General features: G+C 70.1%; 19 protein-coding genes. 15 read left to right on the top strand and 4 right to left on the bottom strand.

Going from position 1 to position 25,431, the window contains the following annotated elements; translation table 11 throughout:
- The first annotated feature begins 136 nt into the window (after nucleotides 1–136).
- From ACFQVC_RS06100 to ACFQVC_RS06060, 9 genes are all read left to right on the top strand, one after another.
- The gene (locus ACFQVC_RS06100) at nucleotides 137–1,105 is read left to right on the top strand and encodes a hypothetical protein (protein WP_381827334.1); all 969 of its coding nucleotides are present in this window, start codon (nucleotides 137–139) and stop codon (nucleotides 1,103–1,105) included.
- Nucleotides 1,106–1,111: 6 nt separating this feature from the next.
- Nucleotides 1,112–2,239 carry a multiple monosaccharide ABC transporter substrate-binding protein gene (gene chvE / locus ACFQVC_RS06095; RefSeq protein WP_381827332.1) on the top strand — a complete coding sequence of 376 codons (1,128 nt, stop codon included), beginning with the start codon at nucleotides 1,112–1,114 and terminating at the stop codon, nucleotides 2,237–2,239.
- 23 nt (nucleotides 2,240–2,262) lie between these two features.
- Nucleotides 2,263–3,807, top strand: coding sequence for a multiple monosaccharide ABC transporter ATP-binding protein (gene mmsA, locus ACFQVC_RS06090; RefSeq protein WP_381828258.1), 1,545 nt, complete (start codon nucleotides 2,263–2,265; stop codon nucleotides 3,805–3,807).
- Nucleotides 3,808–3,816: 9 nt separating this feature from the next.
- Nucleotides 3,817–5,046: a multiple monosaccharide ABC transporter permease gene (mmsB, locus tag ACFQVC_RS06085; protein ID WP_381827330.1), complete on the top strand. Its 1,230-nt coding sequence runs from the start codon at nucleotides 3,817–3,819 to the stop codon at nucleotides 5,044–5,046.
- A 48-nt stretch (nucleotides 5,047–5,094) separates the two neighbouring features.
- Nucleotides 5,095–6,246 (top strand): aldose epimerase family protein, encoded by a 1,152-nt coding sequence (locus ACFQVC_RS06080; protein ID WP_381827328.1) that lies wholly within the window; start codon nucleotides 5,095–5,097, stop codon nucleotides 6,244–6,246.
- A 175-nt stretch (nucleotides 6,247–6,421) separates the two neighbouring features.
- Complete coding sequence (locus ACFQVC_RS06075; RefSeq protein WP_381827326.1) at nucleotides 6,422–7,663, top strand: FAD-binding protein; 1,242 nt, start codon at nucleotides 6,422–6,424, stop codon at nucleotides 7,661–7,663.
- Between the two features lie 43 nt (nucleotides 7,664–7,706).
- The gene (locus tag ACFQVC_RS06070) at nucleotides 7,707–10,622 is read left to right on the top strand and encodes a glycoside hydrolase family 2 TIM barrel-domain containing protein (protein ID WP_381827324.1); all 2,916 of its coding nucleotides are present in this window, start codon (nucleotides 7,707–7,709) and stop codon (nucleotides 10,620–10,622) included.
- A gap of 73 nt (nucleotides 10,623–10,695) precedes the next feature.
- Nucleotides 10,696–11,520, top strand: coding sequence for a helix-turn-helix domain-containing protein (locus tag ACFQVC_RS06065; protein ID WP_381827322.1), 825 nt, complete (start codon nucleotides 10,696–10,698; stop codon nucleotides 11,518–11,520).
- Nucleotides 11,517–11,759: a DUF397 domain-containing protein gene (locus tag ACFQVC_RS06060; protein ID WP_381827320.1), complete on the top strand. Its 243-nt coding sequence runs from the start codon at nucleotides 11,517–11,519 to the stop codon at nucleotides 11,757–11,759. The genes ACFQVC_RS06065 and ACFQVC_RS06060 overlap by 4 nt, the downstream gene beginning before the upstream one ends.
- Here the strand turns inward: ACFQVC_RS06060 and ACFQVC_RS06055 are convergent.
- Entirely contained in the window at nucleotides 11,740–12,786 is a 1,047-nt protein-coding gene (locus ACFQVC_RS06055; RefSeq protein WP_381827318.1) for a glycoside hydrolase family 43 protein, read from the bottom strand. The genes ACFQVC_RS06060 and ACFQVC_RS06055 overlap by 20 nt on opposite strands.
- Before the next feature lie 189 nt (nucleotides 12,787–12,975).
- On the opposite strand from ACFQVC_RS06055, the gene ACFQVC_RS06050 reads away from it, so the two are divergent.
- The 3 genes from ACFQVC_RS06050 to ACFQVC_RS06040 all read left to right on the top strand — a co-directional run bounded on the left by ACFQVC_RS06050 (nucleotide 12,976) and on the right by ACFQVC_RS06040 (nucleotide 16,205).
- Nucleotides 12,976–13,551 (top strand): hypothetical protein, encoded by a 576-nt coding sequence (locus ACFQVC_RS06050; RefSeq protein ID WP_381827316.1) that lies wholly within the window; start codon nucleotides 12,976–12,978, stop codon nucleotides 13,549–13,551.
- A 163-nt stretch (nucleotides 13,552–13,714) separates the two neighbouring features.
- Nucleotides 13,715–15,394 carry a hypothetical protein gene (locus ACFQVC_RS06045; RefSeq protein ID WP_381827314.1) on the top strand — a complete coding sequence of 560 codons (1,680 nt, stop codon included), beginning with the start codon at nucleotides 13,715–13,717 and terminating at the stop codon, nucleotides 15,392–15,394.
- Nucleotides 15,395–15,449: 55 nt separating this feature from the next.
- Nucleotides 15,450–16,205, top strand: a complete 756-nt coding sequence (locus ACFQVC_RS06040) for a hypothetical protein (protein ID WP_381827312.1) — start codon at nucleotides 15,450–15,452, stop codon at nucleotides 16,203–16,205.
- A gap of 1 nt (nucleotide 16,206) precedes the next feature.
- Here ACFQVC_RS06040 and ACFQVC_RS06035 read toward each other — a convergent pair whose 3' ends face one another.
- On the bottom strand, nucleotides 16,207–17,202 hold the full coding sequence (locus ACFQVC_RS06035) for an arabinan endo-1,5-alpha-L-arabinosidase (RefSeq protein ID WP_381827310.1): 996 nt from the start codon (nucleotides 17,200–17,202) through the stop codon (nucleotides 16,207–16,209).
- Nucleotides 17,203–17,486: 284 nt separating this feature from the next.
- Between ACFQVC_RS06035 and ACFQVC_RS06030 the strand changes: the two genes are divergently transcribed.
- From ACFQVC_RS06030 to ACFQVC_RS06020, 3 genes are read left to right on the top strand one after another with little or no spacing between them, the layout of a single operon-like run.
- Entirely contained in the window at nucleotides 17,487–19,013 is a 1,527-nt protein-coding gene (locus tag ACFQVC_RS06030) for an amino acid adenylation domain-containing protein (protein WP_381827308.1), read from the top strand.
- A 35-nt stretch (nucleotides 19,014–19,048) separates the two neighbouring features.
- The gene (locus tag ACFQVC_RS06025) at nucleotides 19,049–20,329 is read left to right on the top strand and encodes a ferredoxin reductase domain-containing protein (protein ID WP_381828256.1); all 1,281 of its coding nucleotides are present in this window, start codon (nucleotides 19,049–19,051) and stop codon (nucleotides 20,327–20,329) included.
- Between the two features lie 22 nt (nucleotides 20,330–20,351).
- Nucleotides 20,352–21,116: an enoyl-CoA hydratase-related protein gene (locus ACFQVC_RS06020; RefSeq protein ID WP_381827306.1), complete on the top strand. Its 765-nt coding sequence runs from the start codon at nucleotides 20,352–20,354 to the stop codon at nucleotides 21,114–21,116.
- 55 nt (nucleotides 21,117–21,171) lie between these two features.
- Here ACFQVC_RS06020 and arfA read toward each other — a convergent pair whose 3' ends face one another.
- Nucleotides 21,172–22,680 carry an arabinosylfuranosidase ArfA gene (gene arfA, locus ACFQVC_RS06015; RefSeq protein ID WP_381827304.1) on the bottom strand — a complete coding sequence of 503 codons (1,509 nt, stop codon included), beginning with the start codon at nucleotides 22,678–22,680 and terminating at the stop codon, nucleotides 21,172–21,174.
- 190 nt (nucleotides 22,681–22,870) lie between these two features.
- On the bottom strand, nucleotides 22,871–25,348 hold the full coding sequence (locus ACFQVC_RS06010) for an alpha-L-arabinofuranosidase C-terminal domain-containing protein (RefSeq protein WP_381827302.1): 2,478 nt from the start codon (nucleotides 25,346–25,348) through the stop codon (nucleotides 22,871–22,873).
- Nucleotides 25,349–25,431 lie beyond the last annotated feature (83 nt).

Raw genomic sequence — 25,431 nt, 5'->3', positions numbered from 1 at the left:
GCGATCGGCACCGCCGACCCGCCGACCCGCCGACCCGCCGACCGCCCTCCGGGCTCGTCCTCAAACGCCGGACGGGCTGAATTTTTCCCCATCGATCCGACCGATGTCCGAAATACCGAACAAACCTGGGAGTCCAGTGACCGCCCCGTCAGAACCCCGTCGTCCCGGCGCCGATGCCCTGGCCCGTATCGGCCATCCCACGCCCCGGGTCGACCCCGACGACGCCTCACCGCACGCGTTTCCCGACGGCGGCACCTGGCGTACCGAGATCCCTTCCGTGGAGGGGCCCGAGGCCCTGTCCGTGGTGCTCAAGGAGAGCGCGCGCCTCGATCTGCCGATCCACCGGATCAGCCAGGGCAGCGGCGTCTGGATGCTCACCGACGACGAGATCACCGACATGGTCGAGGCCTGCGCCGAGCGGGACATCGAGCTGTGTCTGTTCACCGGGCCGCGCGGCACCTGGGACATCGGCGGGTCGACGCGCAGCGACTCCGGCGGCGCAGGCCTGCGGGCCCGTGGCCACGACGGGCTCGCCGGCTGCGTCGAAGACGCCCTGCGCGCCGCCGCGTTGGGGGTGCGCTGTCTGCTCGTCGCCGACGAGGGCGTGCTGTGGACGCTGCACCGCCTGCGCGCCTCGGGACTGCTGCCCGCGGAGACCACCCTGAAGCTGTCCGCGCTCACCGGGCCGGTCAACCCGGCCGCATACTCCGTGTACGAGCACCTGGGCGCCGACTCCCTCAACGTGCCGTCCGACCTCACCCTCGACCACCTCACCGAGATCCGCCGGGTCAGCCGGGCCCCGATGGACATGTACATCGAGGCGCCCGACGACCTGGGCGGCTATGTGCGGATGTACGAGGCGGCCGAGCTCATCCGGCGCGGCGCCCCGCTGTACCTCAAGTTCGGTCTGAGCAAGTCGCCCGGGATCTACCCGTACGGCGCCCATCTGCGCGAGCACACCCTCGCCACGGCCCGTGAGCGGGTCAGGCGCGGCCGTCTCGTCCTCGACCTCCTGGCCCGGCACGGCGCGGACGGCGGCATGTCGCCGCTCGGCTCACGCCTTCCGGGCGAGCTGAGCCGTTTCCCCGTCCCGGAAGGCGACTGACCCCGCATGAAGCCCACCCGCACACACCGCACCCGGCACACCCGCACCCTCCTCGTCACGGCGAGCGCCGCCCTGCTCGCGCTCTCCCTCACCGCCTGCGGCCAGGAGGCCAGGGGCGGCAGCCGCTACAAGGCGGACGACGGCAAGGGCGGCACCGTCGGCATCGCCATGCCCACCAAGTCGTCCGAGCGCTGGATAGCCGACGGCCAGAACATGGCCAAGCAGTTCCAGAAGTCGGGCTACAAGACCGATCTGCAGTACGGCGACGACAAGGTCGAGAACCAGGTCGCCCAGCTGGAGAACATGATCACCAAGGGTCACCGGCTGCTCGTGGTCGGCGCCATCGACGGCTCGGCTCTCACCGACGTCCTGCAGCGGGCCAAGGACGCGGGCATCCCCGTGATCTCCTACGACCGGCTCATCATGGGCACCGAGAACGTCGACTACTACGCGTCCTTCGACAACGAGAAGGTCGGCGAACTCCAGGGCCGGTACATCCTGGACCGCCTCGGCCTGAAGAAGCCCGAGAAGGGCGGCAAGTCCTACAACGTCGAGCTGTTCGCGGGCTCCCCCGACGACAACAACACCAAGTACTTCTGGAACGGCGCGATCAAGGTTCTCAAGCCGTATCTGGACAGCGGCCAGCTCGTGGTGCGCAGCAAGCAGACCAAGATGAACCAGGCCACCACGCTGCGCTGGGACGGCGGCACCGCGCAGAAGCGGATGGACGACCTGATCAGCAAGAACTACGGCGAGCAGAAGGTCGACGCGGTCCTGTCGCCGTACGACGGCATCTCGATCGGCATCATCTCCGCGCTGAAGAGCGCCGGTTACAGCGGCAAGGACCTGCCGGTCGTCACCGGGCAGGACGCCGAGCTGGCCTCGGTGAAGTCGATCATGCGGGGCGACCAGACGCAGACCGTCTTCAAGGACACCCGCAAGCTGGCCGCGCAGGCGGTGCAGATGGGTGACGCGGTGCTCAACGACAAGAAGCCGAAGGTCAACAACACCAAGGACTACGACAACGGCAAGAAGGTCGTGCCGTCGTATCTGCTCAAGCCCGTCAGCATCGACAAGAAGAACACCCAACTCCTGGTGGACGAAGGCTACTTCACGGCGGGACAGCTCCGGTGAGCGCCGCCGCGGCCCTGCTGGAAATGCGGGGCATCACCAAGACCTTCCCCGGCGTCCGCGCCCTCTCCGACGTCACGCTCAGCGTCAGGCCCGGTGAGATCCACGCCATCTGCGGCGAGAACGGGGCCGGCAAGTCGACGCTCATGAAGGTCCTGAGCGGCGTGCACGCGCACGGCACGTACGACGGGGAGATCCTCTTCGACGCGGAGCCCGTCGCCTTCAAGGACATCAGGGCCAGCGAGCAGCGCGGCATCGTGATCATCCATCAGGAACTGGCGCTGGTCCCGTACTTGTCGATCGCCGAGAACATCTTCCTCGGCAACGAGCAGACGGCGGCACGTGGTTTCGTCGACTGGAACGGCACCCTGCGGCGCGCTTCGGAGCTGCTCAGGCGGGTGGGTCTGCGCGAGAACCCGCAGACACCGGTCGCCGACATCGGGGTCGGCAAGCAGCAGCTCGTGGAGATCGCGAAGGCGCTCTCCAAGGAGGTGCGCCTGCTGATCCTCGACGAGCCGACCGCCGCCCTCAACGACGACGACAGCGCCACGCTCCTCGATCTGATCCTGGAGCTGCGCGAGCAGGGCATCGCCTCGATCATCATCTCCCACAAGCTGGGCGAGATCCGGAAGATCGCCGACTCGGTGACCATCCTGCGCGACGGCCGCTCCATCGAGACCCTCACCGTGCGCGAACACGCCGACGCCGCACCGGAGTTGAGCGAGGAGCGGATCATCCGGGGCATGGTCGGGCGCGACCTCGACCACCGCTTCCCCGAGCGCACGGCGTACGAGGGCGCGCACGAGACGGCGCTCGAAGTGTCCGGGTGGACCGTGCGGCACCCCGTCGACCACCAGCGCAAGGTCGTCGACGACGTGTCCCTCACTGTGCGGCGCGGTGAGATCGTCGGCATCGCCGGGCTCATGGGCGCGGGCCGCACCGAGCTGGCCATGTCGGTGTTCGGCCGGTCCTACGGGCTCTACGAGTCCGGGAGCGTGGCGGTGAACGGGCGCCCGGTGCGCACCAAGACCGTCCCGGCGGCCGTCGAGGCCGGCATCGCGTATGTCACCGAGGACCGTAAGCAGTACGGCCTCAACCTCATCGACAACATCAACCGCAATGTCTCCCTGGCCTCACTGACCGGGATGACCAAGCGCGGAGTCGTCGACGAGCACCACGAGCGGTCCGTGGCGGAGCGCTACCGCAGGACCATGAACATCAAGGCCCCCACGGTCTTCGAGGAGGTGGGGCGCCTTTCCGGCGGCAATCAGCAGAAGGTCGTCCTGAGCAAGTGGATCCACGCGGACCCCGAGGTGCTGATCCTCGACGAGCCGACGCGGGGCATCGACGTGGGCGCCAAGTACGAGATCTACACCGTGATCGACCAGCTCGCGGCGCAGGGCAAGGCGGTCCTGTTCATCTCCTCCGAGCTGCCCGAACTGCTCGGGATGTGCGACCGGATCTACACCATGGCCGAGGGCCGGCTCACCGGTGAGCTCACCCGCGCCGAGGCCACCCAGGAATCCCTGATGCGCCTGATGACCCGCGACACGACCATCACCAGAAGCTGAGGCCCCGCCATGACCACCACGACCACACCTCCCAAGGACGCGACGGACACGCCACCCGCTCAGCCCTCGGCCGGTGGACTCCTGCTGCAGTCCATGCGGTCCAACATGCGCCAGTACGGCATGCTCGTCGCCCTGGCCTTCATCGTCGTGCTGTTCCAGATCTGGACCGACGGCACGCTGCTCCTGCCGAACAACGTCTCCAACCTGATCCAGCAGAACGGTTACATCCTCATCCTGGCCATGGGCATGATGATCGTCATCATCGCCGGCCATATCGATCTGTCCGTCGGCTCACTGGTGGCCTTCGTCGGCGCCATGTCGGCGGTGATGATGGTCAAACACGATATGCCGTGGGTGCTCGCGCTCGTCCTGTCGCTGCTGATCGGCGCGGTCGCGGGTGCGTGGCAGGGCTTCTTCATCGCGTATGTCGGCATCCCGTCGTTCATCGTGACGCTCGCCGGGATGCTGGCCTTCCGCGGCCTGACCCAGATCGTCCTTGAGGGCCAGTCCCTCGCGCCGTTCCCCGACGGCTTCCAGAACATCGCCAAGGGCTTCATTCCCGAGATGGGCCCCTACACCCAGTACCACAACCCGACGCTCGTGCTCGGCCTGGTCGCCGTGGTCTTCCTCCTGCTTCGCGAATGGCGCGACCGCAAGCGGCAGTTGGCGTACGAGCTGGACGTCCTGCCCACCAACCTGTGGGTGACCAAGTGCGTCGCCATGACCGCCGCCGTCGTCGCCTTCACCCTCACCCTGGCCAGCTTCCACGGCGTGCCCGTCGTGATGCTCATCATGTGCGTCCTGCTCATCGGTCTGGGCTATGTGATGCGCAACGCCGTCATCGGCCGCCATGTGTACGCCCTGGGCGGCAACAAGGCCGCGGCCAAGCTGTCCGGCGTCAAGGACAAGCGCGTCACGTTCCTGGTCTTCGTGAACATGGGCGTCCTCGCGGCGCTCGCGGGCTGTGTGTACGCCGCCCGCCTCAACGCGGGCACCCCGCAGGCCGGCCTGAACTTCGAACTCGAGGCCATCGCCGCGGCGTTCATCGGCGGCGCGTCCATGAGCGGCGGCGTCGGCACGGTGATGGGCGCGGTGATCGGCGGCCTGGTCCTCGGCGTCCTCAACAACGGTATGTCCCTGGTCGGCATCGGGACCGACTACCAGCAGGTCATCAAGGGGCTCGTCCTGCTCGCGGCCGTCGGATTCGACGTCTGGAACAAGCGCAAGGTCGGCCGGTAGCAGCGCCGCCCTGTCCGGTTACACCAACACACTGACTTGGAGCCGCACATGGAAACCAGCAGACGCACCGTGCTCGCCGCCGCAGCCGCCGCGGGCCTGACCGCGAGCGCCACCGGCGCCGCGCACGCCACCCCCACCCGTACCGCCCCCGCCAAGGAGCTCTTCGGCCGGATGCCCGACGGCACGAAGGTCGAGCGGTGGACGCTGCAGAACGGCGGGACCCGGATGAAGGTCCTGTCGTACGGCGGGATCGTGCAGTCCCTCGAACTCCCCGACCGCCACGGCCGGTACACCAATGTGTCGCTCGGCTTCGACAACCTCGACGACTACCTCACCGCGACCACCTACTTCGGCGCGCTGATCGGCCGCTACGGCAACCGCATCGACAAGGGCCGCTTCACCCTCGAAGGCACCACGTACCAGCTGGACGTCAACGACGGCGACAACAGCCTGCACGGCGGCGCCAAGGGCTTCGACAAGCGGGTGTGGGACGTCGAGCCGTTCAGCGGCGCGAGCGGTGTCGGCCTGGTCCTGCGCTACACCAGCGCGGACGGCGAGATGGGCTACCCGGGCACACTGAAGGTGAAGGTCACGTACACCCTTGACGCGCGCGGCGACTGGCGGATCGACTACGAGGCCACCACCGACAAGACGACGGTGGTGAACCTGACCAACCACACCTACTACAACCTCGCGGGCGAGGGCAGCGGCACCGTCCTCGACCATGAACTCGCCCTCGCCGCCCGGCGGTTCACGCCCACCGACAAGGGGCTCATCCCCACCGGGGAGCTGGCCCCGGTGTCCGGTACGCCCTTCGACTTCCGCCGCCCCAAGACGATCGGCCGGGACATCCGCACCGCGCACCCGCAGCTGGTGACGGGCCAGGGCTACGACCACAACTGGGTCCTCGACAAGGGCGCCACCAGCGCCCCCGAGCCCTTCGCCACGCTGCGCGACCCGGGCTCGGGGCGCACGATGAAGATCGCCACCACCGAGCCCGGGGTGCAGTTCTACTCGGGGAACTTCCTCGACGGCACCCTCACCGGCACCGCGGGCCGCGTGTACCGGCAGAGCGACGGCCTGTGCCTGGAGACCCAGCACTTCCCGGACTCCCCGAACCAGCCGGAGTTCCCCTCCACGGTGCTGCGCCCCGGGCAGACCTACAGGTCGGCGACGGTGCACCAGTTCTCGGCACGCTGATACAGGTACAGGTACGTCGCGCCTGCGGCGGGCTTCATCCCCAGTCCCGCCCCTTCCCGCAACTGGGGCTCCGCCCCAGACCCCGCTCCTCAAACGCCGGAGGGGCTGATCTTTCAGCCCGCGGGGCGGGGAAGAAGCCCGCCGCAGGCGCCCACAACGAAGACGGAGTGCGTGCATGGGCGTGACCAACTGGGCCGGCAACATCACCTTCACCGCGCCACACGCGCACCGCCCACGCACCCTGGACGAGCTGCGCACCCTCGTCGCGGCCGGCCGTCAGGTGCGCGTCCTCGGCAGCGGTCACTCCTTCAACCGGATCGCGGACACCGACGGCCCCGAGGGCACCCTCCTCTCGCTCGCCGCGCTCCCGCAGACCGTGGACGTCGACCCGGCGGCGCGCACGGTGCGCGTCGGCGGCGGCGTGCGGTACGCGGAGCTGGCCCGTCAGGTGCACGCGCACGGTCTGGCGCTGCCCAACATGGCCTCGCTCCCCCATATCTCCGTGGCCGGCTCGGTCGCCACCGGCACCCACGGTTCGGGCAACTCCAATCGCCCCCTGTCGTCCGCCGTGCGCGCCGTGGAACTGGTCACCGCCGACGGCGAGACCCGCACCCTGCACCGTGGTGACGAAGGCTTCGACGGCGCGGTGGTCGCCCTCGGCGCCCTCGGCGTGGTCACCGCCCTCACCCTCGACCTGGAGCCCGCCTTCGAGATCAGCCAGCACGTCCACACCGAACTCCCGCTCGTGGACCTGGACTTCGCGGCGGTGAGCGCGGCCGCGTACAGCGTGAGCCTGTTCACGGACTGGCGTGCCCCGCGCTTCACTCAGGTGTGGCTCAAGCACCGCACCGCCCAGCCGTTCTCCGACTTCCCGTGGGCGGATCCCGCCGCCCGTCAGCACCATCCGGTGCCGGGTATGCCCGCGGAGAACTGCACACCGCAGCTGGGCGCGGCAGGGCCCTGGCATGAGCGACTGCCGCACTTCCGGGCCGAGTTCACCCCGAGCAACGGCAAGGAGCTGCAGTCGGAGTATCTGCTGCCGCGCGCCGACGCGACCGCCGCCTTGGCCGCACTCGACGCGGTGCGCGACACGCTCGCGCCTGTGCTGCAGATCTGCGAGGTGCGCACGGTCGCCGCCGACGACCAGTGGCTCAGCCCCTGCCACGACCGTGACTCGGTCGCCTTCCACTTCACGTGGGTGCCGGACGCGTCGGCGGTGCGGCCCGTGGTCGCGCTCGTCGAGCGGGCACTTGCCCCGTTCGCGCCCCGCCCGCACTGGGGCAAGGTCTTCGGCGTCGCGCCCGCGGAGCTGCGCGCCCGCTATCCCCGGCTCGCCGACTTCGCGGCGCTCGCGGGCGAGCTCGACCCGGCCGGAACCTTTCGCAACACGTTCGTACGCGATCTCCTGGGTTCGTAGCGCCGCGTACGCGATCTCGCCCCCGTCGTAGAGAGGTACCCGAGTGTCCCTTCCGTACTTCGAAAGCGTCTCCCCCGGCTCCGGCACCGTCCCGCCCCGGTCCTGGTACGCCACCTCAAGCGCCGCCTCCCTCTCCCTGAACGGGAGTTGGCGCTTCCGGCTGTCCCCGACGGCCGAGGCCGAGGACGACTCGTTCGCCCGGCCCGGGTACGACGCGTCCGGCTGGGGCGAGATCACCGTCCCCGGGCACTGGGTGCTCCAGGGCGACGGGGCGCACGGCTCGCCCGCGTACACCAACGTCAACTATCCCTTCCCGGTGGACCCGCCGCGCGTGCCCACCGAGAACCCCACCGGTGACCATCTGCGCGTCTTCGACCTGCCGGACACCTGGCCTGCCGACGGCGAGAGCGTGATCCGCTTCGAGGGCGTCGAGTCCTGCGCGAAGGTCTGGCTCAACGGCACGGAGCTCGGCGACTTCAAGGGCTCGCGCCTGCCGCACGAGTTCTCGGTGGGCGGACTGCTGCAGGAGCACGACAACGTCCTGGCGGTACGCGTGCACCAGTGGTCGTCGGGCTCGTACCTGGAGGACCAGGACCAGTGGTGGCTGCCCGGCATCTTCCGCGAAGTCAGCCTGCTGCACCGGCCCGACGGCGCGGCCGCGGACTTCCGGGTGCACGCCTCCTACGACCACCGCGACGGTCTCGGCACCCTGCGCGTGGAGACCACCACCCCGGCCGCCCGTGTCAGCGTGCCCGAGCTGGGTCTCGATCTGGCCTCCGGTGAGCCCGCGACCGTGCCGGTGCAGCCGTGGACGGCGGAGACGCCGCGCCTGTACGACGGTGAGATCCGTACCGCCGCGGGCGAGACCATCCCCTTCAGGGCGGGCTTTCGCACGGTCGCCCTGGAGGACGGCCTCATCAAGGTCAACGGCACGCCCGTGCTGTTCCGCGGCGTGAACCGGCACGAGTTCCACCCCGAGCACGGCCGGGCCGTCGGCCTGGACACCATGCGCCGCGATCTGCTCCTGATGAAGCGGCACAACGTCAACGCGGTACGCACCTCGCACTACCCGCCGCACCCCGCCTTCCTCGACCTCTGCGACGAGCTCGGCCTGTGGGTGATCGACGAATGCGACCTGGAGACCCACGGCTTCGTCTTCGACGACTGGCGGCGCAACCCGGTCGACGACGAGCGCTGGACCCCGGCTCTCCTCGACCGGGCCAGGCGCATGGTGGAGCGCGACAAGAACCACCCGAGCGTCCTGCTGTGGTCCCTCGGCAACGAGTGCGGCACCGGAGCCGGTCTGACCGCCATGGCCCGCTGGATCCGCGACCGCGACCCGTCGCGCCTGGTGCACTACGAGGGCGACCCGTCCTGCGCGGACACCGATGTCTACTCGCGGATGTACCCGCCGCACGACGAGGTCGAGACCATCGGCCGGTACGAGGACGAAGGCCCGGCCAAGCGCCGCCAGCTGCCGTTCATCCTGTGCGAGTACGGGCACGCCATGGGCAACGGACCGGGCGGACTCGCCGACTACCAGCGCCTGTTCGAGGCCCATGACCGCCTCCAGGGCGGATTCGTCTGGGAGTGGATCGACCACGGCCTCAACCATCCCGGGTACGGCTTCGGATACGGCGGCGACTTCGGCGAGGAACTGCACGACGGCAACTTCGTCTGCGACGGCCTGCTCTTCCCCGACCGCACGCCCTCACCCGGCCTCGTCGAGTACAAGAAGGTCATCGAGCCCGTACGGATCCACGGCGACGGCAACGGTGACAGCTCGGCGGACACCGTCCGCGTCACCAACGGCCATGACTTCACCGACCTCACCCATCTCGCCTTCACCTGGTCCTACGAGGTGGACGGCGAGAGCGTCGCGACGGGCCCGCTGACCGTGCCACCGCTCGCGCCCGGACAGAGCGCCGAGGTCAAACTGCCCGCACCGCCCGCCGACGCCCGGGGCTCCGAGGCCGCGTGGACGGTACGCGCGGAACTGGCCGAGGACACCGCCTGGGCGCCGGCCGGACACCTGGTCGCCTGGGGTCAACTGACCGCAGCGCCAAGGGCGGTGACCGCCGCCGCCACCGGGGCCGCCCCCGTGCGCGACAGGGACACGATCACGCTCGGCCCCGCCGTCTTCGACGCCCGCACGGGCGCGCTGCGCAGCCTCGGCCCCATTCAGGTGCCGGCCGACGGCGAGCCCCGGCTCGATGTGTGGCGGGCGCCGACGGACAACGACGACGGCGCGCCGTGGCAGCCCGACGCACGCTACGGCCTGCTGTGGCGCGAGGCGGGCCTGCACCGCGTGCGCCACCGCCGTGACCAAGTCGCTCTGGACGACGGGGCGTTGGTCGTACGCTCCCGGGTGGCGCCCGCCGCGTCGCAGCTGGGCCTCGCCACGGAGTACCGGTGGACGGCGGACGACTCGGGGCGTCTCACGCTGTCCGTGACGGTCACGCCCGAGGGCGACTGGCGCATCCCGCTGCCCCGGCTCGGCATCCGCTTCGGCATCCCCTCGACGTACGGCGAGACGGCGACGTGGTTCGGCGGCGGCCCCGGCGAGGCCTACCCGGACACCCGGGCGGCGGCACGCCTCGGCCGCTGGCAGTCCCCGGTCGACGCCCTGCAGACGCCCTACGTGCGCCCGCAGGAGAACGGCGCCCGCGCGGATGTCCGCTGGGCCGAACTCACGGGCCCTGACGGCGGGGGCCTGCGGATCACGGGCGAGCCCGAGTTCTGGTTCACCGCGCGCCGCTGGACGACGGAGCAGCTGGACGCGGCGGGACACGGCACGGATCTCGTGCCGGGCGACACGGTGTGGGTGAACCTCGACCACGCCCAGCACGGCATCGGCTCCCAGTCGTGCGGACCCGGCCCGCTGCCGCAGTACCGCCTCGAAGCGGCGCCGGCGACGTTCTCGTTCACGTTCTCCGCCCTCGGGCGAATCGGTCACTAAGCCCCGGGACACCCCCCACCGTCGCTACGATACGGAGAGTGAACAGACAGGCACAGGTGGGGGGTTGGACCGCATGAGCCCTGGACGACGTTCCCGCAGAAACGCCTCCGCGTTGCGCATGGTCGGCGCCCTGCTCGCGCTGCACCGGGAGCGCGCGGGCTATACGCAGAAGACCCTCGGTGAGCGGTTCGTCGTCGGCGAGGCGATGATCGCGGCGATCGAGCAGGGCAGGCGGCCGCTGAAGATGGACCTGGCGGTCCAGTTGGACGAGCTGTTGGGGACGGGAGGAGTGCTGGAGACTGCCGTCGAGAACCTGCCCGAGGTGGACCTGGTGCCTCGGTGGGCGGAGGAGTATCTGGACCGGGAGCGGGAGGCCATCGTCATCCAGTGGTACGAGGGCCTCGTACTGCCCGGCCTGCTGCAGACCGAGGACTACGCGCGGGCACTCTTCCGCAGCCGCGTCCCGGCTTACGACGACGACGAAGTCGCACAACTCGTGTCAGCACGCATCGAGCGCGAGGCGATCCTGCAGCGGAAGGTTCCGCCCACCACCAGCTTCGTGATCTGGGAGGCCGCGCTGCGGGACCGCCTCGGCGGACCAAAAGTCTACGAGGAACAGCTGCGCAAGCTACGTGATTACACCGAACTGCCGGGCCTGGCCCTACAGATCATGCCGTTCGGGCGCACCTCACACGCTGGGCTCAACGGCCCGTTCATCCTCCTGGAGACCCCTGACTACCAGCGACTCGCCTACACCGAGAACCAACGCGGCAGCCAGCTGATCGCCGATCCGGACGAAGTGGCGATCCTCGCTCAGAAGTATGCGATGCTGCGAACCCAGGCCCTCAACACCGAGGATACGAGGGACCTGTTGGACGATTTGCTAGGAGAGCAATGAGCAGCAGCGCGCTTGAGTGGTTCAAGTCGAGCTACAGCGGCGACGAGGGCGGGGCCTGCCTCGAAGTCGCCTACACCTGGCGCAAGTCGAGCTACAGCAGCGAGGAAGGCGGCGCCTGCGTAGAGATCGCCGCGCACCCCGCCGCCGTCCACGTCCGTGACTCCAAGATCCCGGAAGGCCCCCGGTTCGCCGTCGCCCCGGAGGCCTGGGACGCGTTCCTTACGCTCGCGCGTCGCTGACCGGGACGCCGAAGTCCGGCGTCCCGTCGGCCTTCCAGCCGAGGCGCTGCACCCGCGTGTGCCGGTTGGGATCGTTCAGCGGGTCGCCGGTGATCTCCTTGTACTGGCGCGCGTGATAGACGAGGACGTCGGTACGGCCGTCCTCGGCCACGGTGAAGCAGTTGTGGCCCGGCCCGTACTGCTTGTTGGCCTCGCTGCTGGTGAAGACCGGCGTCGGTGACTTCGTCCAGGACGCCGGGTTCATCAGGTCACTGTCCGCGCGGGCCGTCAGCAGGCCCATGCAGTAGTTGTGGTCGGTGGCGCTCGCGGAGTACGTCATGAAGACCCGGCCGTTGCGCTGGATCACCGAGGCGCCCTCGTTCACCTTGAAGCCGATGACCTCCCAGGGCAACTCCGGGGTCGTGAGGCGTATTTGGGGGCCGGTCAGGGTCCAGGGGTTCGCCATCCGCGACAGGAAAAGCCCCGTGTTGTTGTCCATGCCGGGCTCGTGCTGTGCCCACGCGAGGTACCGCGAGGTGCCGTGGGTGAACGTGGTGGCGTCCAGGGAGAAGGTGTCCCAGGCGGTGGTCAGCTGCCCCTTCTCGACCCAGGTGCCCTTGAACGGGTCGGAGTTGGCGTTCTCCAGGACCCAGATGCGTATCTTCCATACGTCCTCGGCGGGCGCGGCGGCGAAGTAGATGTACCACTTGCCATCGACGCGGTGCAGTTCCGGCGCCCAGATGTGGGCGCCCATGTCACCGCTGGCGTGCTTGCGCCAGATCACGGACTCGGCGGCCGTGGACAGGCCCTGGATGGTGCGCGAGCGGCGCAGGATGATCCGGTCGTACTCGGGGGCCGTCGCCGTGAAGTAGTAGCGGCCGTCGGTGTGGCGGGTGATGTGCGGGTCGGCGCGCTGGAGCACCAGGGGGTTGCGGTAGCCGGGGGCGGCGGCGTGGGCCGTGGTGGCGGGCAGAGCGGTGAGCGCTCCGGCGGCGATGGCTCCCTTCAACACGGTTCTGCGGGCGGGGAGTCGGGGATCGCGGCTCATGCGGGCGGGCGTCCTCTCGGAGCAGTAAGTTCGATATCTCGAACGTCATCTGTAATCCCGAACGCCGAAAAGGTAAGGCGGCGCCACGGCCAGGTCAACAGATCGGACCGGATGAAGTCGCCCCTGGACGGGCGCCGTTCACCCGAGGACCATCGGATACGGGCGGATCGGCCGCAGAGGGAGGGCCTCATGCACACTGCCGGTGAGGACGATTTCGACGACGATTTCGAGGACGACCTCGACGAAGACAGCACTGAGCCCCGGGGCCAGAGTACGTCCGGCGGCATCACCATCGGCTTCATGTCCGGCGGGGCGGCGGCCCAGGGCAGGGGCGCACGCGCCGAGTCCCGCGCACCGAGTCCCGGCGCGGCACCGCCCGCGTTCCCCGAGGGCATCCCCACGGCGGCGCCCGTGCCCGGCGGCGGCATCGGCATCGGCGCGATGACCGGTGGGGCGGTCGCACAGGGCGCCGAAGCCCAGGCACTGCACGACCCCACCCAATTGTTCACCGCGACACCGGAGTTGATGCGGTCCCTGCGCGATCTGCGGGCGCAGCTGCCGCTCCTCGCGCGCCACGAGGGCGACGGTCTCGACGAACTCGAAAGCGGCCTTGACGAGACGGAAGAGGAGATCGTGCAGACCCAGCAGGTACAGCGCGGACGGCTGCAGTGGCTGCGCGAGCGCCTGGAGGTCGGCGCCACGGCGGCCGCCGGGCTCGCCTCGGCGGCGGCGGTCACCCAGGCCATCGCCACCCTGCTCGGCTGACACCGCGCTGCACTACGGCCGGATCCGTACCCGCGCACGCCCCGACTCCCCGCGCTCCCCTGTCCACGCCCACCCGCCGCCCGCATACTTGTCGGCACCCGAAACACCGTTCAACACCCTTGTCGCTCACGGCAGTTCGCGCCTTCAAGCAAAGGTGGGCAGCGTGACCACGGCTGCGGAACATCCGTCCCTGTACCGGACAGAGGCCACCCGGCTGCTGTGCGCCGGTATGTACTTCGACGCCGAGTACCGCCGCCGCGTCCTCGAAGAGCTGGTCGAGCACGAGGAACGGCCCGTGGCGCCGTCGCTCGGCATCGACGCCGTGCCGGTGTTCGCGCACGCGCTGCGCGCCCGGCAATGGGAGGCGGGCACGGGCCTGGCGCTGCTCGGCCTGTGGGTGGCGTTCCTCTGGATCGACCTGAGCGGGGCGGGCGGCGGCGGTCTGCTGCCCTTCCTGCCGCTGCCCTGGTCCCTGGCGTACGCCGGCGTCTGCTTCGCCATGTGGGCGGGGCGGGCCGGCTCCGGGCGCAGCGTCGCCGTCTACACCCTGGACCGCTCGACGCTGCGCAAGGCGCTGATCGGCAGGACCGGACGGCTCGCCGCGGTACTGCCGCGTTTGGTGCCGCTGCTCGCTATCGGCTACTGGGTCACCGCGCTGGTGACCGTGTTCGTGCGCGGCCACGGCTGGGTCGCGGTGCTTTTCCCGCTGCTCCTGGTGGTGCCGGTGTGGGTGCACCGTACGCATGTCTCGACCGTGATGCGCGAGGAGCTGGGCCGCGCGGCCTTCCCGACGAGGCCGCGCGCGGAGCCGCCCGCGCACCCGAGGTACCGCCGGATCGCCTACGCCATCGACCGGGAGCAGCACGCGGCGCTCACCATCTACGATCCGTTCCGGCCGTTCATCGGCGCCGGGGAGCCCTACGGTCCGTGGTCGCTCGCCCTGGAGCTGAAGGCCAAGAAGAAGACGGACTTCACGGCCCCGGCCGACGGGCAGGCGCCACGGGCCGCGCTGACGAGCCAGGAAATCGTCGCTCTGATCCGGCCACGTCTGGAACGCCTGCGTGAGTCCGCGGCGGCGACCAGCCGGGACCGGCTGCGCGGCCTGGAGATCGAGGAGTGCGTGTATCTGCCGGTCGGCGCGCCGCGCGGCGCGGTCTCCTACGAGCACGGCGAGATCCTGACGCATCTGCGGGACTCGGTCGACGAGGGCGGTGAGGCCCGGCGGCACTTCCTGCGCATCCGGGTCGGGGCGTGGGACGAGCAGGTGGTGGTGTCGGTGCTCGTGCGGGTGCACACGCAGGGCGAGATGCTGGTCCTGGAAGTGGCGCCGCATCTGCTCAAGCCGATCCGCCCGGAGTTCCGGGCCGTCGACGTGATCTCCGCACGCGGCCCGGAGGACTGGGTGCGCGACGGCCTGCGGGCCATCCTGACCAGCCCCACGGCCTCGTACGCCTCGGGCGTCTCCCTGGTGCGTACCGCCATCGCGGTCTTCCGCGTATGGCTGGCCGACCCCGAGCACGGCCAGCCCGACGGTCCCGCCGCCTCCATCAGGGAGCTGGCGAGTGTGGACGATGTCTCGCTGATGCAGGAGATGGACGTCAGCCGGTATGTGAAGACCGTGCAGGACCGGATCGCGAGCGGGGTCCGCGAGGCCCTGCGCAGCAAGGGTTTCGAGACCGGGGAGTTCGAGCAGCAGATTGTGCAGGTGAGCAACGAGGGCGTGTTCATCGGGTCGATGAGCGGCGGCGCGGTCGCCATGGGCGAGGGCGCCACCGCCAAGAGCACGACGGGCAAACGCACCTCGGGCAAGGAATCGTCCGCCAAGCGCACGACGGGCGGCTGACGGTGCCACGGCGGTGCGGTGCCGTGGCGGCCGCGCCGGAGAGGGGGCGGTGCGTGTGAGCAGATGGGACGCGGACCGGCAGGAGTGGGTGCCGGACCCGGGCGAGGACGGGCGCACGGGAGCGGCGGGGACACGGCGGCTGCTGCTCGTCATCCTCGTGGCCGTCGTGCTGTGCGGCGGGATCGGCGCCGGGATCTGGGCGCTCGTACGGGACGACGGCGGCCCGGACGACGACCGGGTCCTGCCGGGTCCTGACGTCACGTACAGCTCGACGTTCGACCCGGGTGGCGAGACCCCCACCGACGACCCGGCCCCGACGCCCGGGCCGACGGACACCGGGACGGACACGGACACCGGCACCGGCGGCGAAGCGCCCGCCGGATACGAGCGGGTCGAGGACCCGGCGGGCTTCCGTATCGACGTACCCGAGGGCTGGGTGCGCTCGGAGGAGACGGACGGTGTCTTCTACCGCTCGCCCGACCAGCGCAGCCTGCTGCAGATCTTCTCCCTGCGCGGCCCGGAGACCACGCCGTACGAGTCCCTGACCGCCACCGAGAAGCAGGTGTCCCAGAACCCCGGATACCGCTTCTACCACCTGGAGCGGCTCGACTGGCAGGACGCGGCGGAGCTCCAATACGCCTACGACCACGCGCAGTTCGGGCCCCGGCGAGTCATCGACGTGGCGTTCACGGCACCGGACGACGTCCAGTACGCGGTGCTCGTCGCCGGCCCCCAGGAGAACTGGCCGCTGCAGGCAGAGCAGGAGCAGGCCGCCATCGACGCGTTCTGTCCGACGGCCTACTGCTCCTGACTCAGTAGGCGACGGGCCAGCCGGTGCTCCAGTTGAGGAGGTTGACGCCGAGCTTGGGAGTGCCGTTGTCCTGGGCGTCGTAGTAGTGGTAGACGAGCAGGTCGCCGTCCACGTCCTTCAGCACCGACTGGCCGCCGGGCCCGATGAAGCGCCCGTGCGACTCCAGGACCGTGGTGCCGCCGTTGTTCATCATCGCGACGCCGTTCTTGTCGACGTAGGGACCGGTGACCTTGGTGGCCCGGCCCACCTTGATCTTGTAGGTGGAGCTGGTGCCCGCGCAGCAGGTGTCGTAGGAGGCGAACAGGTAGTAGTAGCTGCCGCGCTTGACGATGGTGGGGGCTTCGACGGCCTTGGTACCGGTGGGGCGTGACGCCAGCGAGTGCCGGGTGGTGTCGCCCGCGTACTGCTTCCCGGTGGCCGGATCGATCCGGATCATCTTGAGGCCTGTCCACCAACTGCCGAACGACAGCCACCACTTGCCGTCGCCGTCCACGAACAGGTTCGGGTCGATGGCGTTGTAGTCGCTCGCGGAGGACGAGGTGTAGACGGTGCCCTGGTCGGTCCAGCTGCCCGGCTCGCCGGTGGTGGAGGTCGCGAGGCCGATGGCGGAGGTGTTGGAGCCGAACTTGGAGACGGAGTAGTACATCAGGTACTTGCCGCCGTGCTGTGAGATGTCCGGCGCCCAGGCCTCCGGCACCGACGAGTACTTCGACCACCAGCTCGGCCGGGCCCCGAAGGCGTCGGCGCCGTTCTTGAAGGCGGTCCGGTCGCCGGACGCCTTGTTGCTGATGCCGCCGCCGGTGGCGTACAGCAGATACTTCCCCGCCGGTGTGCGCACCATCGACGGATCGTGCACGACGGTGTCGCCCGTGACGGTCCCGGGATTGGGATAGGCGGACGCCGTGGACGGCATCAGGGTCAGCAGGGCGGCGGCGGGCAGCACGAGCAGCGCTTTGCGGCGCCTGCCGGTGGGGCTTTTGGTGCGGGTGCGGCTCATACGGCCTCCTCGGCCGGGGGATACGGGAAGGGGTCGGCCCCGAACCGGTGTCCCTACCGGCCCGGGGGCTCGATGCAGGGTCGCCGCCGCATCCGGAAGGGTTGCCGCTCACTTCACTGTGGCCCCATGTGGCTGAATACGCATCAACTCTTGGCCGAACAACGCTACTTGAACATTGAACAGGTGGCGCTACAGTCAGCGGTTCGCAAGACCGTAAGGCGTTCGACATACCGACTGCACCATCCCCAGTCCGTCATGCCAAACAGCCAGGAGGTCTCCCGTACATGCTGCGTCACCTCTCCCCCCGCGACCGGCGGCTCTTCTGGGAGTTCGGCCGCGGCCCCGCCGCCCCGCTCCCGCACCAGCTGGTCCACCGGGCCTTCGAGCGGCAGGCCGCGCTCACCCCGCACGCCGTCGCCGCCACCCACCAGGGCGCGACGATCACTTATGGCGCACTCGACGCCCTGGCCGGGCAGCTCGCCGCCCGGCTCGTCCGTGAAGGCGTCCGGCCCGGCGACCGCGTCGGCCTGTTCGTACGCCGCTCCCTGCCGATGCTCGTCGGCCTGCTCGGCACGCTCAAAGCCGGTGCCGCCTACGTCCCGCAGGACATCGGACTCACCCCGCCCGCCCAGCTGCGGCATGTCATCGCCACCGCCGGGACCCGGGTGATCCTCACGCAGGCCGCCCACCGCGCACGCGTGCCCCTGCCCGACGGCCAGGTGTGCATCGCGGTCGACGAGCTGCCCGCGGAGTCCGCCGACCCGCCGCCCTTGCGGCTCGCCCGCCCGACAGACCCGGACGACCCGTGCTACGTCCTGTTCACCTCCGGCACCACCGGCGCCCCCAACGGCGTCGTCGTCACCCATCGCAATGTCTGCAACCTGCTGCTCACGGCGCCGGGCAACCTCGGCATCGGCCGCGGGCAGCGCGTGGCCCAACTCCTCAACATCGCCTTCGACATGGCCGCCTGGGAGATCCTCGGGACGCTCACCGCCGGCGCCACCCTCGTCATCCGCGGCAAGGACATCGCCGCGACGGCCCGCACCGCCGACGTGCTGATCGCCACGCCCACCGTCCTGGCCGGCATCGACCCGGCGGCCTGCCCGCGGGTGCGGACCGTGGCGGTCGCCGGTGAGACCTGCCCCCGGCCGCTCGCCGACCTCTGGGCCCGGCACGCGGCCTTCCACAACTGCTGCGGCCCCACCGAGACCACCATCGTCAACACCATGCAGCGCCATCGCATCGAGGCCGCCCGGCTCACCATCGGCCGCCCCACCCCCAACAACACGGTGTACGTACTAGACGAGCGGCGCCGCCCGCTGCCCATCGGCGAGAGCGGCGAGATGTGGGCGGGCGGCGACTGCGTCTCCGCCGGCTACCTCGGCAATCCCGCCCTCACCCGGGAGCGCTACGCCCCCGATCCCTTCCTCGGCGACGGCCGCCTGATGTTCCGCACCCGTGACCTCGGCCGCTGGACCCCGGACGGCGAACTGGAACACCTGGGCAGGACCGACGACCAGGTGAAGATCCGCGGCTTCCGGGTCGAGCCCGGCTCGGTCTCCGCGGTCCTGGAGTCGGTGCCCGGCTGCGCCCGCGCCATCACCCTCCCGCACGACGACGCCCGCAGCCTGGTCTCCTTCGTCTGCCCCCAGGAGGTCGACCCCCTGGCAGCGCGTGCCGCCGTGGCCGCCCAGCTCCCCTACTACTGCGTCCCGTCGGCGGTCCTGCCGGTCGCCGCCCTGCCCGAGACCGACCGCGGCAAGATCGACAAGGCGGCGCTGCTGCGGCTCGCCGAGGGGGTGACCCGGTGACCACATCGCCACCCGCTCACCGCGCCACGGCCCAACTGCCCGCATCAACCAGGCACTTCGAGGACGGGGTCGAACTGCCTCCGCTCACCTCCCGGCCGCGCCGCCTCTTGAAGCACCCGCGTCTGATGCACTACAACCGGCTCGCGGCCCTCGTCCTCGCCGTCAACGCGGGTCTTCTCGTCGCCGCAGGAGGGCTGCCCTCCGCCCAGGGCCTCGGGCACGCCGCCCTCGCCAACCTCGCCCTGGCCGTCGTCGTGCGCCAGCAGTACGTCATCAACGCCCTGTTCAGGCTTGCCACTTGGGCGCCGGTGACCTGGCCGCTCAAGGTGCGCTGGACGCTGGGCAAGGTGTACCACTTCGGCGGGCTCCACGTGGGCGGTGCGCTCGCCGGATCCCTGTGGTTCCTCGCCCTGACGGTCACCCTGACAACGGACGCCGGCCCCGTGTCACCGGCCCTCCTGTCCGTCTCGTACGCCCTTGTCGCGCTGCTCGTGCTGATCGTGGCCACGGCCCTTCCGCCGTTCCGGGCCCGCTTCCACGACCGCTTCGAGAAGATCCACCGGTTCGGCGGCTGGACCGCGCTCCTGCTGTTCTGGGCGCACACCCTGCTCCTGGCGCGCGGGCCCGGCGACCCGGCCCCGTGGATCCTCGCGCTCGTCACCTTCAGCGTGGCCCTGCCCTGGCTGCGTCTGCGCAAGGTGGACGTGACCATCGAACGGCCCTCCGGGCATGTGGCGCTCGCCCGCTTCGACCACGGAGTGACACCCTTCGCCGGGTCCTCCACCGCGATCAGCCGCAGCCCGCTCACCGAGTGGCACTCCTTCGCCAACGTGCCCTCGCCCGGCCGCTCCGGGTTCCGCCTCACCATCTCCCGGGCCGGCGACTGGACGGGCTCCTTCATCGACGACGCGCCCGCGCAGGTGTGGGTCAAGGGCATCACCACCGCCGGGGTCGCCAATATCGAGACCCTCTTCACGAAGGTGGTCTACGTCGCCACCGGCAGCGGCATCGGCCCCTGCCTGCCCCACCTCCTGGCCGCCGAAGTGCCCTCGCGCCTGGTGTGGGCGACCCGGGACCCGCGCCGGACGTACGGGGACGGCCTCGTGGACGAGATCCTCGCCGTGCAGCCGGACGCGGTCATCCGGGACACCGGCAGGGACGGCAAGCCCGACATGGTGCGCCTCGCCTACGCCGCCTACCGGGACTTCGGTGCCGAGGCCGTCATCTGTATCTCCAACAAGAAACTCACCTGGCAGGTGGTGCACGGCCTCGAACGCCGCGGCATCCCGGCGTACGGCGCGATCTGGGACTCCTGACACACCGAGGAAGGGCACGTTCATGAACCTCAAGACCGAACGGGACGGCCGGGTGGTGACGGTGCGCCTGCACCGGCCCGCCGTCCGCAACGCGCTCAGCCACGACCTGATGACCGAACTCCTCGACACCCTGCGCCCCTTGGACCGCGACCCCGCTGTGGGCTGCTTCGTCGTCACCGGCTCGGACGAGGTCTTCGCGGCCGGCGCCGACATCAAGGAGATGGCGAACTGGGGCGCGGCCGAGATGGCCGCGGCGGACTACTTCTCCGGCTGGGAGGAGTTCGCCGCATTCCGCACCCCGAAGATCGCCGCCGTCAACGGCTACGCCCTGGGCGCCGGTTGTGAGCTGGCGATGATGTGCGACTTCGTCGTCGCGGGCGAGTCGGCCCGCTTCGGGCAGCCGGAGATCAAGCTCGGTGTGATCCCCGGCATCGGCGGCACCCAGCGGCTGACCCGCCTCGTGGGCCGCGCCAAAGCCATGGACCTGGTCCTCACCGGCCGCACCATGGACGCCGCGGAGGCCGAGCGCTGCGGCCTCGTGGCCCGCGTCGTCCCCGACGAGCGAGTCCTTCCGGAAGCCATCGAAGCGGCCGCGACGATCGCGTCCTACGGCCGGGCGGCGGTCACGGCGGCACGCGAATGCGTGGACCGCGCCCTGGAGACCGGCCTGCGCGAGGGGGTCCTGTTCGAACGGCGGGTGTTCCACGCCCTGTTCGCCACCGACGACCAGCGCGAGGGAATGCACGCCTTCCTGGAGAAACGCCCGCCCCGCTTCACCGGCAGGTGACGACACCAAGCGCGGGGTGACCCGCCCGGGACCCTCGACCCGGGCGGGTCACGTTTCAGGCGAGCCGGATCATGTTCCAGGACATCGGCTCAAGGGTGGCGTGCAGCACGCCGTCGCGCAGGGTCGTGCCGGTCGCCGCGTGCGGCGTGACCCGCTCCGGCTCCTCCAGGGTGTTGCGGGCCTCCGGGTCGCTGTCGGCCAGGGCGCTGTGCTCGATGACCGACTCCACCTCCAGTCCTGACAGGGTGACTTCGAGCGGCAGAGGCGCGCTCCGGTCGCGGTTGACGGCGAAGACGGTGACCGTGCCGTCGTCCGCGCGGACCGCCGTGGCGTGCAGCAGCGGCACCTCGCCGTACTTCGCGGTCTCGTACGTGGGCGCGTCCACGCGTACGTCCAGGACCTGGCCGCGGCCGTGCCGGGAGGCCTGCGCGAAGGGGAAGAAGGTGGTCTGGCGCCAGGCGGGGCCGCCGGGCTCGGTCATGATCGGGGCGATCACGTTGACCAGCTGGGCGAGACAGGCCACCGTCACCCGGTCCGCGTGCCGCAGCAGGGCGATCATGAGGGAGCCGAAGACGACGGCGTCCGTGACGGTGTAGTTGTCCTCCAGCAGGCGGGGCGCCTCGGGCCAGTTGAGGGCGGCGACCTGCGCGGACGACTTGGACAGGTACCAGACGTTCCACTCGTCGAAGGACAGATTGATCCGCTTCTTCGACTTCAGGCGGGCGCCCACGTGGTCGCAGGTCGCGATCACGTTCTCGATGAAGGACTCCATGTCGACGGCGGAGGCGAGGAACGAGTCGCGGTCGCCGTCGAGTTCCTCGTAGTAGGCGTGCAGGGAGACATAGTCGACCAGGTCGTAGGCCTCGGCGAGTACCGTCGCCTCCCAGCTGCCGAAGGTGTCCATGGCCTGGCTCGACGAGCCGCAGGCCACGAGCTGCACGGACGGGTCGATCTGGCGCATGGCGCGGGCGGTCTCGGCGGCGACGCGGCCGTACTCCTCGGCGGTCTTGTGCCCGGTCTGCCAGGGCCCGTCCATCTCGTTGCCCAGGCACCACAGCTTGATGCCGAAGGGCTCCTTGTCACCGTGCGCGGCCCGCAGGTCCGAAAGGGCCGTGCCCGAGGGGTGGTTGGCGTACTCCTGCAGCTCCAGGGCCTCGGCCACTCCCCTGGTGCCGAGATTGACCGCCATCATCGGTTCGGCCTGCGGGCCGAGCTTGCGCAGGAAGGCGACGTACTCGGACAGGCCGAAGCGGTTGGACTCCGTCGACCGCCACGCCAGGTCGAGGCGGCGCGGCCGCTCATCGACAGGGCCGACGGAGTCCTCCCACTTGTAGCCGGACACGAAGTTGCCGCCCGGGTAGCGCACGGTGGTGACGCCGAGCTCCCGCACCAGGCCGAGGACGTCGCCGCGCAGGCCCGACTCGTCCGCGGTGGGGTGCCCCGGCTCGTGGATGCCGGTGTAGACACAGCGGCCCAGATGCTCCACGAACGAGCCGAAGAGCCGTGGGTCGACGTCGCCGACGGTGAAGTCCGGGTGCAGGGTGAAGCGGGCGGGACGGGTCATGACGCCTCAACTCGATTCATGGTGACAGCTGTTGCCGTGGGGCTCGGTTGCGCCCCAAGGGGCGCGGGGCTGTGTCGATGTGCGGCTCCGCCGCGTGGGCACGACCAGCCACGACGCGGCCGCAGATGGATTGCACCGCGGGGCGGTGTGCGGGGCGCTCCCACGCGGGCGCGCCCCGCACTGCGCCGGGTCACTCCTCCTTGATCCGCAGGAAGGTGACGGAGTGGGCCGGGAAGGTGTACGAGAACGTGGTGTCGACGCCGTCGAAGGTGGAGTCCTTCGGCTTCACCGGCTGGGCGTCGGCGGTGTTCTCGGCGTCGGGGGCGGCCGCCAGGGTGGTGACCTCCGCGGTCGGTGCGGGCTTGCTGCCCGCACCGAGGTCGATCCGGGTGCGGGCGGCGTCGGACTGGGCGTTGACGACCTTGACGATGAGGTCGCCGGTGGCCTTGTCGCGGGTGACGACCTGACGGAAGGGCTCGGCCTTCTTGTCGTCGGTGAACTCGCCCCACTTCTCGCCGTCGAGGTAGAGGGCGACCTGCCGGCCGCGCACCTTGACCTCCAGGTCGTAGCTGCGACCCGTTTCGATCTTGGTGTTGTCCTGGATCAGGGACTGCTTGGCCCCGTCGGCGGTCTTCTCCACGGCGGACTGGGTGTTGTTCCAGCCGCCGAGGTTCCACCAGTACAGGTTGCCGGTGTCCTTGACCCCGAAGGCGACCATGAAGCCCTCCTTCCCGGACTTCTTGGTGGCCTTGACCTTGAGGTCGTAGTTCTGCCAGGCCTTGTCCCCGGCGGTGACCAGGGTGTTCTCGGCCGTCTCGTCGGACTGGACGAACGCGCCGTCCTGCACGGCCCAGCTGCCCCGCCCTGCGGCCCGGGTCCACTGGCTGTCGCCGTCCGTGAAGTCGTCGGTGAGCAGGCTCGTACCGTCGGCGGCTGTGACCCGCACGTCGTCGTAGGCGGCGGAGGTGGCCCAGGTGGACAGGCCGACGGCGCCGGTGATGGGCCCCGAGGTGGCGGGGGTGGTGGACGCCTTGGAGGGCACGACCTGGTCGCCGGTGTTCCGCATGAACAGCTTCTGCGTCTCGTAGCTGGCCGAGCCCCAGGATCTGGCGTTGTCGAACCAGATCATGTCGGGCTTCCACTGCACGTAGTCCTTGTTGGCGAGCAGCGGCGCGTACGAGGCGAGCTTGACCACGTCGGCGTTGCGTTCCAGGCCGGTCATGTAGGCCGCTTCGGCGAGGGCGTTGGAGAACTTGTTGTCGAGTGAGGCGTACTCACCGAGGAAGACCTTGGGCCCGCTGCGGTCGTAGGAGTCGTAGCGGTCGTTGTTCTCCAGGAACCACTGGGGGCTGTTGTAGTAGTGCTCGTCGACCATGTCGACCTTGGCGTCGCGGTTGAGCTGCCACAGCCTGTCGAAGGTCGAACCGGTGTCATCGGGGCCCGAGTTGGAGACCACGGTGATGTCGGGGTACTTGGCCTCGATGGCCGCCCGGAACTCCTTGAAACGGGCGAAGAACTCGTCGGGGAGGTTCTCTTCGTTGCCGACGCCGAGGTGGGTCAGACCGAAGGGCTCGGGGTGACCCATCTGCGCGCGCTTCTTGCCCCACGCGCTGGTCACCGGTCCGTTGGCGAACTCGATGAGGTCGAGGGTGTCCTGGATGTGCCGCTTGAGCAGGGCCGGGTCGTCGGTGGCCTGGTTCTGGCCGCAGCCGGTGACCAGGGCGGGCACCACGGGCAGCGGCATGGCGCCGATGTCCTCGGCGAACTGGAAGTACTCGTAGTAGCCCAGGCCGTAACTCTGGTTGTAGCCCCAGAAGTTGGCGTTGGTGGCGCGCTGCTCGACCGGGCCGACGGTGTCCTTCCACTGGTAGGAGCGCTTGCGCTGCCAGTTGGACTGTGCGTCGTACGCCTCGTGGCTGCCGGTGTTGACCAGACAGCCGCCGGGGAAGCGCAGGAAGCCCGGGTTCAGGGCCTCGATCTTCTCGGCGAGGTCCTTGCGCAGGCCGTTGGCACGGCCCTTGTAGGTGTCGCGCGGGAAGAGGGAGATCATGTCGAGGGCGGCGGGGCGCTCGGCGGCGACGGTGAGGCGGCCGGTGGTGGAGGTGCGGGCGGCGGTGAACGTCGCCGTGTACTTGGCCCAGCCGCCGCGTGCGGTGACCCGGCGGGCCTGGGCGAGGCTGCCGGTGGCGTCCTGCAGGGTGGCGGTCAGTGCGGCCGGCTGCTCGGCCCGTGCCCACAGCGAGAAGTCGTAGCGCTTGCCCTTCTGGACGGCGATGCCGGTGTTGTAGCCGGAGTTGGTGACCGACGCACCGGCGCCCAGGGCGAGGTAGTTGCGGTTGCGGGTGTGCAGGCGGCCGGCGTCGTCCTTGACGTCGGCGGTGCCGCTCGCCTTCCAGGAGGTCAGCGGCGTGTAGTCCTTGTGGTCAGCGGTGCTGTACTCGAAGGACCGGTTCTGTACGAGTTCGGCGTAGAGGCCGCCGTCGGCGGCGCGGTTGATGTCCTCGTAGAAGACGCCGTACATCGAGTCGTCGATCTGCGCTCCGGTGCGGGTGCGGTCGACGTCGATCGTGTAGTCGGTGGGCTCGGCCGCCGCGCCGGGAGTGACGGCGAGCGTCCCCGCGAGCAGCGCCCCCAGGGTGAGTCCGAGTCTCCATCGTCTGCGTGCCATGAGTGCACCCCTCAATGGGTGTTCGGTATTTCGGTCAATGGCCAGAGCTTCGAACGGCAACCTAGGAAGCGAAGGGATCACCC

Source organism: Streptomyces monticola (assembly GCF_042665355.1).
Taxonomy (GTDB): Bacteria; Actinomycetota; Actinomycetes; order Streptomycetales; family Streptomycetaceae; genus Streptomyces; species Streptomyces monticola.
Note: the sequence above shows the minus strand (reverse complement) of the source record. Positions and strands in the feature narration are given on the sequence as shown.

Excerpts from the sequence above, each read along its gene's own strand:
- chvE (WP_381827332.1), top strand. The coding sequence starts at position 1,112 with ATGAAGCCCACCCGCACACACCGCACCCGGCACACCCGCACCCTCCTC.
- mmsA (WP_381828258.1), top strand. The coding sequence starts at position 2,263 with ATGCGGGGCATCACCAAGACCTTCCCCGGCGTCCGCGCCCTCTCCGAC.
- mmsB (WP_381827330.1), top strand. The coding sequence starts at position 3,817 with ATGACCACCACGACCACACCTCCCAAGGACGCGACGGACACGCCACCC.
- ACFQVC_RS06080 (WP_381827328.1), top strand. The coding sequence starts at position 5,095 with ATGGAAACCAGCAGACGCACCGTGCTCGCCGCCGCAGCCGCCGCGGGC.
- ACFQVC_RS06075 (WP_381827326.1), top strand. The coding sequence starts at position 6,422 with ATGGGCGTGACCAACTGGGCCGGCAACATCACCTTCACCGCGCCACAC.
- ACFQVC_RS06065 (WP_381827322.1), top strand. The coding sequence starts at position 10,696 with ATGAGCCCTGGACGACGTTCCCGCAGAAACGCCTCCGCGTTGCGCATG.
- ACFQVC_RS06060 (WP_381827320.1), top strand. The coding sequence starts at position 11,517 with ATGAGCAGCAGCGCGCTTGAGTGGTTCAAGTCGAGCTACAGCGGCGAC.
- ACFQVC_RS06055 (WP_381827318.1), bottom strand. The coding sequence starts at position 12,786 with ATGAGCCGCGATCCCCGACTCCCCGCCCGCAGAACCGTGTTGAAGGGA.
- ACFQVC_RS06050 (WP_381827316.1), top strand. The coding sequence starts at position 12,976 with ATGCACACTGCCGGTGAGGACGATTTCGACGACGATTTCGAGGACGAC.
- ACFQVC_RS06035 (WP_381827310.1), bottom strand. The coding sequence starts at position 17,202 with ATGAGCCGCACCCGCACCAAAAGCCCCACCGGCAGGCGCCGCAAAGCG.
- ACFQVC_RS06030 (WP_381827308.1), top strand. The coding sequence starts at position 17,487 with ATGCTGCGTCACCTCTCCCCCCGCGACCGGCGGCTCTTCTGGGAGTTC.
- ACFQVC_RS06020 (WP_381827306.1), top strand. The coding sequence starts at position 20,352 with ATGAACCTCAAGACCGAACGGGACGGCCGGGTGGTGACGGTGCGCCTG.
- arfA (WP_381827304.1), bottom strand. The coding sequence starts at position 22,680 with ATGACCCGTCCCGCCCGCTTCACCCTGCACCCGGACTTCACCGTCGGC.
- ACFQVC_RS06010 (WP_381827302.1), bottom strand. The coding sequence starts at position 25,348 with ATGGCACGCAGACGATGGAGACTCGGACTCACCCTGGGGGCGCTGCTC.